Annotated in this window: 11 protein-coding genes; 8 read left to right on the top strand and 3 right to left on the bottom strand. The window is 58.9% G+C overall.

Going from position 1 to position 12,835, the window contains the following annotated elements; all coding sequences use genetic code 11:
- Positions 1–4: 4 nt before the first annotated feature.
- Positions 5–919, top strand: coding sequence for an SPFH domain-containing protein (locus PMI16_RS01650; protein WP_007875743.1), 915 nt, complete (start codon positions 5–7; stop codon positions 917–919).
- Between the two features lie 77 nt (positions 920–996).
- On the opposite strand, the gene PMI16_RS01645 is transcribed toward PMI16_RS01650, so the two are convergent.
- A complete protein-coding gene (locus tag PMI16_RS01645; protein ID WP_007875741.1) occupies positions 997–2,418 on the bottom strand; it encodes an ATP-binding protein in 1,422 nt (473 codons plus the stop codon).
- Between the two features lie 3 nt (positions 2,419–2,421).
- Positions 2,422–3,111 (bottom strand): response regulator transcription factor, encoded by a 690-nt coding sequence (locus PMI16_RS01640; RefSeq protein WP_007875739.1) that lies wholly within the window; start codon positions 3,109–3,111, stop codon positions 2,422–2,424.
- A gap of 433 nt (positions 3,112–3,544) precedes the next feature.
- On the opposite strand from PMI16_RS01640, the gene PMI16_RS01635 reads away from it, so the two are divergent.
- Both PMI16_RS01635 and PMI16_RS01630 read left to right on the top strand, forming a co-directional pair.
- Positions 3,545–4,252 (top strand): hypothetical protein, encoded by a 708-nt coding sequence (locus tag PMI16_RS01635; protein ID WP_007875737.1) that lies wholly within the window; start codon positions 3,545–3,547, stop codon positions 4,250–4,252.
- Positions 4,253–4,330: 78 nt separating this feature from the next.
- Positions 4,331–5,935 (top strand): tetratricopeptide repeat protein, encoded by a 1,605-nt coding sequence (locus PMI16_RS01630; RefSeq protein WP_007875733.1) that lies wholly within the window; start codon positions 4,331–4,333, stop codon positions 5,933–5,935.
- A 22-nt stretch (positions 5,936–5,957) separates the two neighbouring features.
- Here PMI16_RS01630 and smpB read toward each other — a convergent pair whose 3' ends face one another.
- Positions 5,958–6,407, bottom strand: coding sequence for an SsrA-binding protein SmpB (gene smpB, locus PMI16_RS01625; protein ID WP_007875730.1), 450 nt, complete (start codon positions 6,405–6,407; stop codon positions 5,958–5,960).
- Positions 6,408–6,475: 68 nt separating this feature from the next.
- Here smpB and PMI16_RS01620 point away from each other — a divergent pair, with 68 nt between their 5' ends.
- From PMI16_RS01620 to PMI16_RS01600, 5 genes are all read left to right on the top strand, one after another.
- On the top strand, positions 6,476–6,907 hold the full coding sequence (locus tag PMI16_RS01620) for a type II toxin-antitoxin system RatA family toxin (protein WP_007875729.1): 432 nt from the start codon (positions 6,476–6,478) through the stop codon (positions 6,905–6,907).
- On the top strand, positions 6,900–7,193 hold the full coding sequence (locus tag PMI16_RS01615; RefSeq protein WP_007875728.1) for an RnfH family protein: 294 nt from the start codon (positions 6,900–6,902) through the stop codon (positions 7,191–7,193). Before PMI16_RS01620 ends, PMI16_RS01615 begins: the two co-directional genes overlap by 8 nt.
- Before the next feature lie 161 nt (positions 7,194–7,354).
- On the top strand, positions 7,355–8,815 hold the full coding sequence (guaB, locus tag PMI16_RS01610; protein WP_007875727.1) for an IMP dehydrogenase: 1,461 nt from the start codon (positions 7,355–7,357) through the stop codon (positions 8,813–8,815).
- Positions 8,816–8,919: 104 nt separating this feature from the next.
- Positions 8,920–10,500, top strand: a complete 1,581-nt coding sequence (gene guaA, locus PMI16_RS01605) for a glutamine-hydrolyzing GMP synthase (RefSeq protein ID WP_007875726.1) — start codon at positions 8,920–8,922, stop codon at positions 10,498–10,500.
- Between the two features lie 139 nt (positions 10,501–10,639).
- Positions 10,640–12,835 (top strand): OsmC domain/YcaO domain-containing protein (locus tag PMI16_RS01600; RefSeq protein ID WP_007875723.1); only part of this gene is annotated, 2,196 nt, incomplete at its 3' end.

The raw sequence follows: 12,835 nt of genomic DNA, 5'->3' as shown, positions 1-12,835 counted from the left end.
TTCCATGTTCGGTAGCGTAACGCTGGTCATCTTTTTCATCGCGATCATCTTCGTCGTCAAGACCATCAAGGTCGTGCCCCAACAGCACGCCTGGGTGGTCGAGCGGCTCGGCAAATATCACGCGACGCTCGGACCGGGGCTCAATATCGTGGTGCCTTTCATCGACCGCATCGCCTACAAACACGTCCTCAAGGAAATCCCGCTGGATGTGCCGCCGCAGGTCTGCATCACGCGCGACAATACGCAATTGCAGGTCGACGGCATCCTGTATTTCCAGATTACCGATCCGATGCGCGCCTCCTACGGATCTTCCAACTACATTGCGGCGATCACGCAGCTGGCGCAAACCACGTTGCGCTCGGTGATCGGCAAGATGGAACTGGACAAGACCTTCGAGGAGCGCGATCACATCAACACCGCCATCGTCAGCGCCATCGACGAATCGGCGGAAAACTGGGGCGTCAAGGTGCTGCGTTACGAGATCAAGGATTTGACGCCGCCAAAAGAAATCCTGCACGCGATGCAGGCGCAGATCACGGCAGAACGCGAAAAGCGCGCATTGATCGCCGCATCGGAAGGTCGCAAGCAGGAACAGATCAACATCGCCACCGGCGAACGCGAGGCTTCCATCGCGAAGTCCGAAGGCGAGAAGCAGGCATCGATCAATCGCGCCCAAGGCCAGGCTGCCGCCATTCTGGCGATTGCGGAAGCCAGCGCCGAAGCGTTGCGCAAGACCGCCGCCGCGATCCAGTCGCCGGGCGGCGCGGATGCGGTCAGTCTGAAAGTGGCGGAGCAGTATGTCGCGGCTTTCTCGCAATTGGCCAAGACCAATAATTCGATCATCGTGCCGGCCAATCTGGGCGACATCAGCACCTTGATCGCCAGCGCCATGCAGGTGGTGAAGACGCAGCAAAAATAGTCTTATGCGTTCCAAATGGAAAGAGCCCGAAGATTCTTCTTCGGGCTCTTTTTTTTGCAAGTCGGTTTTACTATTTTCTACGCGTTGCGGTCGTTGTCGCAGGCGGACGCCGCCGCGGTTTCGATGCAGTCGTAAGGCAGCATGATGTTCACGCACAAGCCGCCGTCTATGCGATTGGAAGCTCGGATGCTGCCGCCATGCGCCTCGATGATGCGGCGCGCGATGGTCAGGCCGAGGCCGTAACCGTGCGTATTTTTTTGCGTGCGGGTACTGCGGAAAAACGGTTCGAAGATCAGTTGCAGTTCATCTTCCGGTACACCCGGTCCGCGGTCGACGACGGAGATCCGTACGTGTTGTTTCTCGCTGTCGACTTGCGTGTTGATGCCGACGGTGGTGTCGATGGCGGTTTGCTTGATGGCGTTGCGCACGACATTTTCAATGGCGCGATACAGGAGCTCGGTGCCGCCTTTGATGACGACGTCGCTGTTGGCCTTGCCGTCGACGTGACGGTTGACGGATTCGGCTTCGAAACGCGCATCGTCGATGATTTCCCCGAGCAAGTCTTCGATACGGATCTGGTCTTCCATGGCGCCGGTGACGCCGGCTTCGAGCCGCGATAGCGTCAGCAATTCGCCGACCAGTTTGTCCATGCGCACGCCTTCGCGCTCGATACGTTCCAGCGTGGCGGCGGTCTTTTCCGGTTGCAGGCGGGCCAGTCCGATGGAGGCTTGCAATCTGGCGATGGGCGAGCGCAATTCGTGCGATACGTCGTGCAGCAAACGGCGCTGGCTTTCCATCAGGGCGCGCAGTTTATCGGTCATGCTGTCGAAATCGCGGCCGAGATCGGCCAGTTCATCGCTGCGCTTGCTCATCAACGGCGCCAGGCGGTCATCCAGATTACCCGAAGCCGCATTGGCAAACGCGGATTTGAGCTGGCGGATCGGCTGCGAAAAATACCAGGCCAGCAGCATCGCGAAAAACAGGCTGGCCACGGTCGATACCAGCATCGGCATCATCGGAAAGAAAAATGGAGGCTGCTGTTGCATTGGCGGCGGTGGCGGCGGATTCTCATGGCGGTCCCCAGGCATATTATCCAGACGCAAGGGGGACGGCAGAAACAGCAGGTAGGTGTGCCCGTCGGCAGCTTTGACTTCTTCCACCACGCGGCGATGGTCTTCAGTGCTCAGCAAGGCGCGCGCTTCCTCCACCAGCCGTGGATTGACGTGACGTCCCAGCAGTTCGTGCTGGCTTTCGTCGACCGCATACACCTGATGACGCCCGGCGTTGAGGATCAGTTTGCGCAAGGCTTCCGTGCCGCCGTATTGCAGTGTCGCCGCAGCGGAACGGATGGTGAAGACGGCCGGTGGACTCAGATCGATTTCGGTGGCGCGCTGATTGCGTTCGCGGTTCTCGAACGAAAACATGATGCCCACGCCAATAATGGCGGTCAGTTGCGCCACCATGATGAAGAAAAAGAACTTCCAGAACAGCCGGCCCACCGGTTACTCCTTGATGAACTGGTAACCCAATCGATATACGGTCTGGATGCAGGATTTGTCGCTGCCTAGCGTGGAGATCTTCTGGCGGATGCTGCTCAGGTGCACGTCGATGTTGCGGTCGAAACGTGCGAGCGGACGGCCGAGGCCTTGTTCGGAAAGATGCTGCTTGCTCACCGGCTTGCCGGCGTTGCGCGCCAGCACTTCAAGCAGGTTGAATTCGCTGCTGGTCAGTTCCAGGGGCTGGCCGGACCAGGTGGCGCGGCGTTGTTCGGGCCACATGGACAGCGCGCCGACGGCCAGCGGCGAGTAGGGGCTGTGATCCGGATTGTCGATGACGGTGCGGCGCAGGATGGCGCGCACCCGGGCGGTCAGTTCGCGCGGGGTGCAAGGCTTGGGGACGTAGTCGTCGGCGCCGAGCTCAAGGCCGATGATGCGATCGGTGTCATCCCCCTTGGCGGTCAGCATCAGGATAGGAAGATTGCTCTTGGCACGGATGCGGCGCAGCGTTTCAAGTCCGTTGAGGCGAGGCATCATGACGTCAAGCACCACGATGGCATATTGGTTGCTCAAGGCTTCGGCAACCCCCGATTCGCCGTCGTAGGCGACGCGGACTTCGAATTTCTCTTGCTCAAGATATTCCTTGAGCATGTCAACGAGTTCAACGTCGTCGTCTATCAGTAATACTTTTGACATCGTTGTTTGTATCTCTTTCTCTAATTACTGCGGCATGTTGGATTATTCATGATATGAGTTCCAATCATATGTCCAAAATGCGCGAGGACGGTACAACGGTAACGATTGGTCTCCGCATCTTTACACATTTTTACTCGCATTCCGAAGACGGTTGATCTTGGGAAAATGGAATCGCTACCCAGGTTCCGGACAGTGTTTTCCAGGCAATACAGAGGCATGTCGGCCCGGTATGTTTGCGACCTGGCGGAAAAGTGCCTTGCATTAATTTAAATTTACTCTAATTTACACTTCCGAGCCGGGCTTTACATATGGGTATCGCCGATACTTGTCAGGCGGGCAGATAACACCTTCCGGGTTTTTGCCGCAAGGTGCAAATGACGGTAAAGAATGGCATCCGTCTATGCAAGGGGCAACTTGTCAGAGGGAGAACAACATGAGTATCAGCGGCGTATCCAGCAACAGTCTTTTTTCCTTGGCCGACCTGGGCGGTGTCAGCGGTGTCGACCAGACCAGCGCGACGGTCAGTTTTTCCGATTTTCCACCTCCGCCGCCACGGCATCATGGAGGCGGCGGCGATTTCATCGATGCCATCAAACAAGCACTGGAGTCACTTGAGGCCGATACAGCGACTTCCAGTACTGTCACGACTTCGTCCAGCGACAATACGACTTCGACACAAAATGTCGACGCGGCGCTGAACAGCTTTCTGCAAAATCTGCTGACCGCCTTGCATTCGGAAAGCGCGTCCAGCTCATCGACCGACAGCAGCACCGACACGGAGAGCACCACCTCGGCTTCGGCGGTAGCGGCAGCGACGGCTTCTTCCGCCGCAGCAGCAGCCAATCGTCCGCCGCCGCCACCGCCTGGAGGCGGGCGTCTTGAAGCCGATCTCACCAAACTGGTTCAATCGTTGTCGGCAGCGGAATCCGGGACGTCATCGACTGATACGACGGCTTCGTCCAGCGATTCCAGCAGTTCAAGTTCTGCGTCGACGGCTACCAGTCTGGAAAGCAGCTTCGCCAATCTGCTGAGCGCGCTTGGCGATTCGGGCGGTACGTCCTTGAGCAGTTTCCTGCAGAGCATCGCGACCAAATTGCATGCGACGCCGCCCAGTGGCAACATCATCAATACGACGGCATGAGCCGGATCACCGGCGGGAAATCCGATGGAGAATCGCTCGACGCCTGGCGCATCGGCATGGACGGGATGGATTTGATACATGCTGCATGACAAGCTTTTGCAAGATCCCGCACATCTGCAGGAGTTGATGCATTTGCTGACGCAGAGCATTACCGCAGATGTGCAGGGAAAATCCGACGAGGCGATGGCCTCGCTGGACCTGGCCATCAAGCTTGATCCCGCCTTTGTTCCGGTATTGATGCGTCGCGCCGATTTGCTGGTGTCGACCGAGCGCTACCTCGAGGCAATCGCCGCCTATGACGATTGCCTCAGGCGTTTTCCGACTCTGCTGGAGGCGCGCCAGTCTCGCCAGCGCGCCTTGTTCCTGGCCCTGGAACAGTCCATGATGGCGCTCGAAGAGCGTCCGCAGGATGCCGATCTGTGGTGCCGGCAGGCGGAGCTGCTGAGTCGTCTGGAGCGCTTCGACGAGGCACTGTCGGCGCTCGATCGCTTGCTGGTGTTTGCGCCGTCGCACCAGCAGGCGCTGAACCAGCGAGGCAACGTCTTGCTGCATCTGAATCGCCACGAAGAGGCGGTGCTGTGTTACGACCGCATTCTTGCGCACTCGGCCGCCAATGCCGCCGCCATCTTCAATCGCGGCAATGTCCTGCAAAAAATGAATTGCCTGAACCAGGCGCTCTGGTGCTACGAGCAGGCGTTGACGCTGCAACCGAATTTTCCCGAAGCCGAGATGGCGCAAAGCCATTGCCTGTTGCTGCAAGGCGACTTTGTCGGCGGCTGGCAGCGGCATGAGGCGCGTTGGCGAACTCCACAGCTGCGAGGACAGGAAATGTTTCCGGAAATACCGGCATGGCTGGGCGAACCTTCGCTGGAAGGGCGCAGCATCTTGCTCTGGGCCGAACAGGGCCTGGGAGATACGATACAGTTCGCGCGCTATATTCCGCTCATCGCGGAGAGCGCGGCGAAGGTGACGGTGTGCGTGCCGGAAGCCTTGCGCCGGCTGCTGTCTTCTTTTGAGGCGCTACCCCATGTCTCCATCGTCGTCAACGATCTGGAACTGGCGCCGCATGATTTTCATTGTCCGCTGATGAGTTTGCCGCTGGCCTTGAGTTGGAAGCTGGCGACGATTCCGGCCGGCGCGCCTTATCTGTGCGCCGACAGCGACTCGGTCCGACAATGGGCTGCGATTCTCGGCGGGGCGGCGGAGAAAAAAAACGATCGTCTGAAAGTCGGCCTGGCCTGGGCCGGCAGGCAGGTCGGCGTACTGAATCACACGCGCGATATCCCATTGCGCTATCTGCGGCCGCTGGTGGAGATTCCGGTGGATCTGATCAGCCTGCAACGCGACATACCGGAGTGCGACGCTGCAGAAATCGACGTCTGGCAGACCATGCGCCGCTTCGAGACATCCATGAGCGACATGGCCGAAACTGCCGCCCTGATCAGTCATCTCGACCTGGTCATCAGCGCCGACACCGCCGTCATCCATCTTGCCGGCGCGCTGGGCAAGCCCGCCTGGCTGCTGCTGCGGTACGAGAGCGAATGGCGTTGGGGATGGCAAACCGGCAACTCGCGCTGGTATCCGACGGTCAAGGTGTTCCGTCAAAAAGTCCGCGGCGATTGGTCCTGCGTGGTGGAGGAGGTTGCCGAATGCCTGCGATTGGCGGCCGGCGAATGCAATTGAGCGTGGAGGGGACCGTCGCCGATCAGCGGCGGTGCGTCTTCATGGCAGCCTGGATTTCGCGCTGGCTGTCGCGCTGTTTTTCGGTTTCACGCTTGTCGTGCTGCTTCTTGCCCTTGGCCAGCCCGATTTCGCATTTGATGCGGCCCTTGCTGAAATGCAGGTTCAGCGGCATCAGCGTATAGCCCGAACGTTCCACTTTCCCGATCAGTTTGGCGATTTCCGCGGCGTTGAGCAGCAGCTTGCGCGTGCGCGTGGTTTCCGGATGGACGTGCGTGGAGGTGCTGGTCAGGGCGCTGATATGCGCGCCGAACAGGAAGATCTCGCCATTGCGGATCGTCACATAGGCTTCCTTGATCTGCGCCTTGCCGGCGCGGATGGCTTTGACTTCCCAGCCTTCAAGGACGATGCCGGCTTCGAAACGCTCCTCGACGAAGTAATCGAAAAAGGCCTTTTTATTATCAACAATACTCATCTAATCGGAAAATCCGTGGTGTCGGTTAAAATTTCAACTTTGCGATTTTATCAAACGGACCACCTTTCATGGCAGTCGTACATAAAACAGTCCTGATCAATTACAGCGCGGAGCAGATGTTCAGGCTCGTCGACCGCGTCGAAGATTACCCGGAATTCCTGCCCTGGTGCGGTGGCGTCGACGTTGAGGAGCGCCAGGGCGACAAGCTCAAGGCCAGGCTCAAGATCAACTATCACGGCCTCAAGCAATCCTTCACCACCGAGAACACCAACGTGCCCCCGGGTAACATGACCATGCATCTGGTGGAAGGTCCCTTCAAGCATTTCGAAGCGCGCTGGAATTTCAAGGCGCTGCGCGAGGATGCCTGCAAGATCGAATTCGACATGCAGTACGAGTTTTCGAGCCGCATCCTGGAGTCGGTGATCGGGCCGGTATTCAGCATGATCGCCAACAGTTTCGTCGATTCCTTTTGCAAGCGTGCAGAACAGATATATGGCTGAAACGACGCAATTGCAAGTCGAGATCTGCTATGCCACGCCGGACCTGCAGATCCGCAAGCCGGTCCGGGTCGACGCCGGCGCAACCGTGCAGCAGGCCATCATGCAAAGCGGTCTGCTGCGGGAGTGTACAGCAATCGACCTGACCGTTTGCCGCGTCGGCATCTACGGCAAGCTGAAAACGCTCGATACGGTGCTGCGCGAGCATGATCGGATCGAGATCTACCGGCCGTTGATCGCCGACCCCATGGATTCGCGCCGGCGCCGGGTGCGGAAGAAGGGCGGCTGAGCCGGCGCATCGGTGTACTGCGCTGCGCGCGTGGCTGCCGTTTTTGACAACAAGTGCCGCCTAGCCACACCTCGGGTGCATATTTGACGGAAAAATCAAGGTCGGCGCGACGAGTGCAAAAGTTTTCTGTATAATTCGCTTTTGCGCCTATAGGAAATGCTATGCGTCTTCTCCAAAAAGCACTCACATTCGATGACGTGCTCCTCGTCCCGGCTTACTCGGACATCCTCCCTAAAGATACTTCCCTTGCCACGCGTCTGACACGCAACATTCGCCTGAACATTCCGCTTATTTCCGCGGCAATGGACACCGTGACTGAAGCGCGCCTGGCAATTGCCATCGCACAAGAAGGCGGTATCGGTATCGTTCACAAGAACCTGACGCCGAAGGAGCAAGCGCGCGAGGTTTCCAAGGTCAAGCGTTTTGAATCCGGCGTGGTGCGCGATCCGATCACGATCCCGCCGACCATGAAGATCCGCGAAGTCATCGCCTTGTCGGAATTGCACGGCATCAGCGGTTTCCCGGTTGTCGAGGGCAGCGCTCTGGTTGGCGTCATCACCAACCGCGACCTGCGCTTTGAAGAAGATCTGGACGCCGAAGTACGCGCCAAGATGACGCCGCGCGACAAGCTGGTCTACGTCAAGGACGGCGCCGATCCGGAAGAAGCCAAGCGCCTGATGAACAAGCACCGCCTCGAGCGCGTCATGGTCATCAACGACAACTTCGAGCTGCGCGGCCTGATCACCGTCAAGGATATCCAGAAATCTACCGCCCACCCGTTCGCCAGCAAAGACAGCCAGGGCAAACTGCGGGTCGGCGCCGCCGTTGGCGTCGGTCCTGACAACGATGAGCGCATCGAGCTGCTGGTCGCCGCCGGCGTGGACGTGCTGGTGGTCGACACCGCCCACGGTCACTCTGCAGGCGTATTGAACCGCGTCAAATGGGTCAAGACCCGTTTCCCGCACGTTGACGTGATCGGCGGCAACATCGCCACCGGCGCAGCTGCCAAGGCGCTGGTCGAACACGGCGCGGACGCGGTCAAGGTCGGTATCGGTCCGGGCTCGATCTGCACCACCCGTATCGTGGCAGGCGTCGGCGTGCCGCAAATTTCCGCCATCGCCAACGTCGCCAAAGCGCTCGAAGGCACCGGCGTACCGGTTATCGCCGACGGCGGCATCCGCTTCTCGGGCGACGTTTCCAAGGCATTGGCCGCAGGCGCCTCCAGCGTCATGATGGGCAGCATGTTCGCCGGCACCGAAGAAGCGCCGGGCGAAGTGATCTTGTTCCAGGGCCGCAGCTACAAGTCGTATCGCGGCATGGGTAGCGTCGGCGCCATGACCGACGGTTCGGCTGACCGCTACTTCCAGGACGGCGAAAACAACGCCGAAAAACTGGTGCCGGAAGGCATCGAAGGCCGCGTCGCCTACAAGGGCAGCGTGCTGGCGATCCTGTATCAACTGGTTGGCGGCGTGCGTTCTTCCATGGGCTATTGCGGTTGCGCCACCATCGATGAATTCCGTGAAAAAGCCGAGTTCGTCGAAATCACCTCGGCGGGGATGCGCGAGTCGCATGTCCACGACGTGCAGATCACGAAAGAAGCTCCTAACTACCGCGCCGACTAAGCAAGGCAAGGATAGAGACAAAAGGCCGCGCTCCTTTTCGAGTTGCGGCCTTTTGACTTATTTTTGCCGCTGAAATAATTTCAAACTTGCCTACCATCACTGCCATGCACTCAAAAATTCTGATCATCGATTTCGGTTCCCAGGTCACCCAGCTGATCGCGCGTCGCGTGCGCGAAGCCGGGGTGTTTTCCGAAGTCTTTCCTTATGACGTGAGCGACGAATTCGTCCGCAACTACGGTGCGTCCGGCGTGATTCTGTCGGGCGGCCCGAACAGCGTGACCGAAGGCGACACGCCGCGCGCACCGTTCGCGGTGTTCGAACTGGGCGTGCCGGTGCTGGGCATCTGCTACGGCATGCAGACCATGGCTGAGCAGCTGGGCGGCAAGGTTGAAAACGGCAAGCTGCGCGAGTTCGGTTACGCCGAAGTGCGCGCCCACGGCCACACGGCGTTGCTCAAGGATATCGCCGACTTCACCACGGCCGAAGGCCATGGCATGTTGAAGGTCTGGATGAGCCACGGCGACAAGGTCAATGAAATGCCGCACGGCTTCAAGCTGATGGCCTCGACCGGCAACTGCCCGGTTGCCGGCATGGCCGACGAAGACCGTCGTTTCTACGCCGTGCAGTTCCACCCTGAAGTCACGCATACGGTACAAGGCAAGGCGTTGCTGGGCCGCTTCGTGCACGACATCTGCGGCTGCAAATCGGACTGGAACATGCCTGATTACATCGCCGAAGCGGTCGAATCGATCCGCCAGCAAGTCGGCACGGATGAAGTCATTCTCGGTTTGTCCGGCGGCGTCGACAGCAGCGTCGCCGCAGCGCTGATCCATCGCGCCATCGGCGATCAGCTGACCTGTGTGTTCGTCGACCACGGCCTGTTGCGCCTCGACGAAGGCAAGATGGTCATGGACATGTTCGGCAAGAACCTCGGCGTCAAGGTCATCCACGTGGATGCAACCGATCAGTTCATGGGCCACCTGGCCGGCGTGACCGATCCGGAAGCCAAGCGCAAGATCATCGGCCGAGAATTCGTGGAAGTGTTCCAGGTCGAATCCGGCAAGCTGAAGAACGCCAAGTGGCTGGCGCAAGGCACGATCTACCCTGACGTCATCGAAAGCGCCGGCAAGGGCAAGAAGGGCGCGCACACCATCAAGAGCCACCACAACGTCGGCGGCCTGCCGGAGACGCTGAACCTGAAGCTGCTGGAACCGCTGCGCGAACTGTTCAAGGACGAAGTGCGCGAACTGGGCGTGGCGCTCGGCCTGCCGCATGAGATGGTCTATCGTCATCCGTTCCCGGGGCCGGGCCTGGGCGTACGCATCCTCGGCGAAGTGAAGCAGGAATTCGCCGACCTGCTGCGCCGCGCCGATGCGATCTTCATCGAAGAACTGCGCAACACCAAGGAAGCCGACGGTCAAAGCTGGTACGAAAAGACCAGCCAGGCGTTTGCGGTTTTCCTGCCGGTGAAATCGGTGGGCGTGATGGGCGACGGCCGCACCTACGAATACGTGGTGGCGCTGCGCGCCGTGCAGACGCAGGACTTCATGACGGCGCATTGGGCGCATCTGCCGCACGAGCTGCTGGGCCGCGTGTCGAACCGCATCATCAACGAAGTGCGCGGCATCAATCGCGTGGTCTACGACATCTCGGGCAAGCCGCCTGCGACGATCGAGTGGGAGTGATATCTCCTTTCAGGAAATATCATTCGCTGGTTGATTAAATACAAAGCCCTGTTTTTACAGGGCTTTGTATTCTGAGCGCCAGTGCGGTGGCGGATAATGGCTGCAACATCATTTAGAGCATCATTTTTGGAATTCCCCCATGGAAATTAAAGTCAACTTCCTCGATAAGCTGCGTCTTGAAGCCAAGTTCGACGACTTCACCGTCATCGCTGACCAGCCCATCCGCTACAAGGGCGACGGCTCGGCACCCGGGCCTTTCGACTATTTTCTGGCTTCATCGGCGCTGTGCGCGGCTTATTTCGTCAAGTTGTACTGCAACACCCGCAACATCTCTACCGAAAATATTCGTCTGTCGCAGAACAACATTGTCGATCCGGAAAACCGTTACAAGCAGATATTCAAGATCCAGGTGGAGTTGCCGGCGGATATCGAAGAGAGCGACCGTCGCGGCATCCTGCGCTCCATTGAACGCTGTACCGTAAAGAAGGTGGTGCAGGAAGGTCCGGACTTCATCATTGAAGAAGTGGAGAACCTGGATGCCGATGCGCAGTCCTTGCTGACGCTGAAGCCGGCTGCCGACGCCAGCACCTTTATCCTTGGCAAGGATCTGCCGCTGGAGCAGACCATCGCCAATATGTCGGGCATTCTGGCGGACTTGGGCATCAAGATCGAAATCGCGTCGTGGCGCAATATCATTCCCAATGTATGGTCGCTGCACATCCGCGATGCGCACTCGCCGATGTGTTTTACCAACGGCAAGGGCGCGACCAAGGAAAGCGCATTGGCGTCGGCCCTGGGCGAGTATATCGAGCGCCTCAACAACAACCATTTCTACGCAGGTGCGTTCTGGGGTGAAGACATCGCCGACGCGGAGTTCGTGCATTATCCCAATGAACGCTGGTTCAAGCCGGGTCGCAAGGATGCGCTGCCGAAAGAAATCCTGGATGATTACTGCCTGGAAATCTATAACCCCGACGGCGAGCTGCGCGGCACGCATCTGGTCGACACCAACTCCGGCAATGCAAAGCGCGGCATTTGTTCGTTGCCGTACGTGCGGCAATCGGACGGCGAGGTGGTGTATTTTCCGTCCAACCTGATCGAAAACCTGTTCGTCAGCAATGGCATGAGCGCCGGCAATACGCTGGCCGAAGCGCAGGTGCAATGTCTGTCCGAAATTTTCGAGCGCGCGGTCAAGCGCGAAATCCTGGAAGGCGAGATTACCCTGCCCGACGTGCAGCAGGAAGTACTGGCGAAATATCCCGGCATCCTTGCCGGCATCAAGGGCCTGGAAGAACAGGGTTTTCCGGTGCTGGTGAAGGATGCGTCGCTGGGCGGGATCTACCCGGTGATGTGCGTCACCCTGATGAATCCGCGCACCGGCGGCGTCTTCGCCTCGTTCGGTGCGCACCCGAGCTTCGAGGTGGCGCTGGAACGCAGCCTGACGGAGTTGCTGCAGGGACGCAGTTTCGAAGGCCTGAACGATTTGCCTCAGCCGACCTTTGAGAGCAACGCGGTGACCGAGCCGAACAACTTCGTCGAACATTTCATCGATTCCAGCGGCATCGTGTCGTGGCGCTTTTTCAGTTCCAAGGCGCATTACGAATTTGTGGAATGGGACTTTACCGGCCAGGGAGAGAACTCCAACGCCGAAGAGGCCGCGACCTTGTTCGGCATCCTCAAAGAGATGGGCAAGGAAGCGTACGTGGCGGTGTATGACCAATTGGGCGCCATCGCCTGCCGGATCCTGGTGCCCGGTTATTCGGAGGTCTACCCGGTGGAGGATCTGATCTGGGACAACACCAACAAGGCCTTGTTGTTCCGCGCCGATATCCTGAACCTGCATCGCCTGGACGATGCCGCTCTGGAAGCGCTGCTTGAACGCCTGGAGAACAGCGAGCTCGATGAGTACTCCGATATCGCTACCCTGATCGGCATCGAATTCGACGAGAACACGGTCTGGGGGCAATTGACGGTGCTCGAATTGAAGCTGCTGATTCAGCTCGCCTTGCAGCAGTTCGAAGAAGCGCAGGATATGGTGGGCGCCTTCCTGCAATACAACGACAACACGGTCGAGCGCGGATTGTTTTACCAGGCCTTGAACGTGGTGCTGGAAGTCATGCTCGATGACGATCTGGAACTGGACGACTACGCGGTCAACTTCCGCCGCATGTTCGGCGACGCGCGGATGGACGCGGTAATGGGATCGGTGGACGGCAGCGTGCGCTTCTTCGGGTTGACGCCAACCAGCATGAAACTGGAAGGCCTCGACAGACATCACCGCCTGATCGACAGCTACAAAAAATTGCACAAGGCGCGGGCCGATGCGGCGGCTGCC

This window comes from Herbaspirillum sp. CF444, from assembly GCF_000282135.1.
Classification (GTDB): Bacteria; Pseudomonadota; Gammaproteobacteria; order Burkholderiales; family Burkholderiaceae_D; genus Herbaspirillum.
Note: the sequence above shows the minus strand (reverse complement) of the source record. Positions and strands in the feature narration are given on the sequence as shown.

What these genes read in the sequence shown, in the direction of transcription:
- PMI16_RS01650 (WP_007875743.1), top strand. Translation starts at nt 5, where the DNA reads ATGTTCGGTAGCGTAACGCTGGTCATCTTTTTCATCGCGATCATCTTC.
- PMI16_RS01640 (WP_007875739.1), bottom strand. Translation starts at nt 3,111, where the DNA reads ATGTCAAAAGTATTACTGATAGACGACGACGTTGAACTCGTTGACATG.
- PMI16_RS01635 (WP_007875737.1), top strand. Translation starts at nt 3,545, where the DNA reads ATGAGTATCAGCGGCGTATCCAGCAACAGTCTTTTTTCCTTGGCCGAC.
- PMI16_RS01630 (WP_007875733.1), top strand. Translation starts at nt 4,331, where the DNA reads ATGCTGCATGACAAGCTTTTGCAAGATCCCGCACATCTGCAGGAGTTG.
- smpB (WP_007875730.1), bottom strand. Translation starts at nt 6,407, where the DNA reads ATGAGTATTGTTGATAATAAAAAGGCCTTTTTCGATTACTTCGTCGAG.
- PMI16_RS01620 (WP_007875729.1), top strand. Translation starts at nt 6,476, where the DNA reads ATGGCAGTCGTACATAAAACAGTCCTGATCAATTACAGCGCGGAGCAG.
- PMI16_RS01615 (WP_007875728.1), top strand. Translation starts at nt 6,900, where the DNA reads ATGGCTGAAACGACGCAATTGCAAGTCGAGATCTGCTATGCCACGCCG.
- guaB (WP_007875727.1), top strand. Translation starts at nt 7,355, where the DNA reads ATGCGTCTTCTCCAAAAAGCACTCACATTCGATGACGTGCTCCTCGTC.
- guaA (WP_007875726.1), top strand. Translation starts at nt 8,920, where the DNA reads ATGCACTCAAAAATTCTGATCATCGATTTCGGTTCCCAGGTCACCCAG.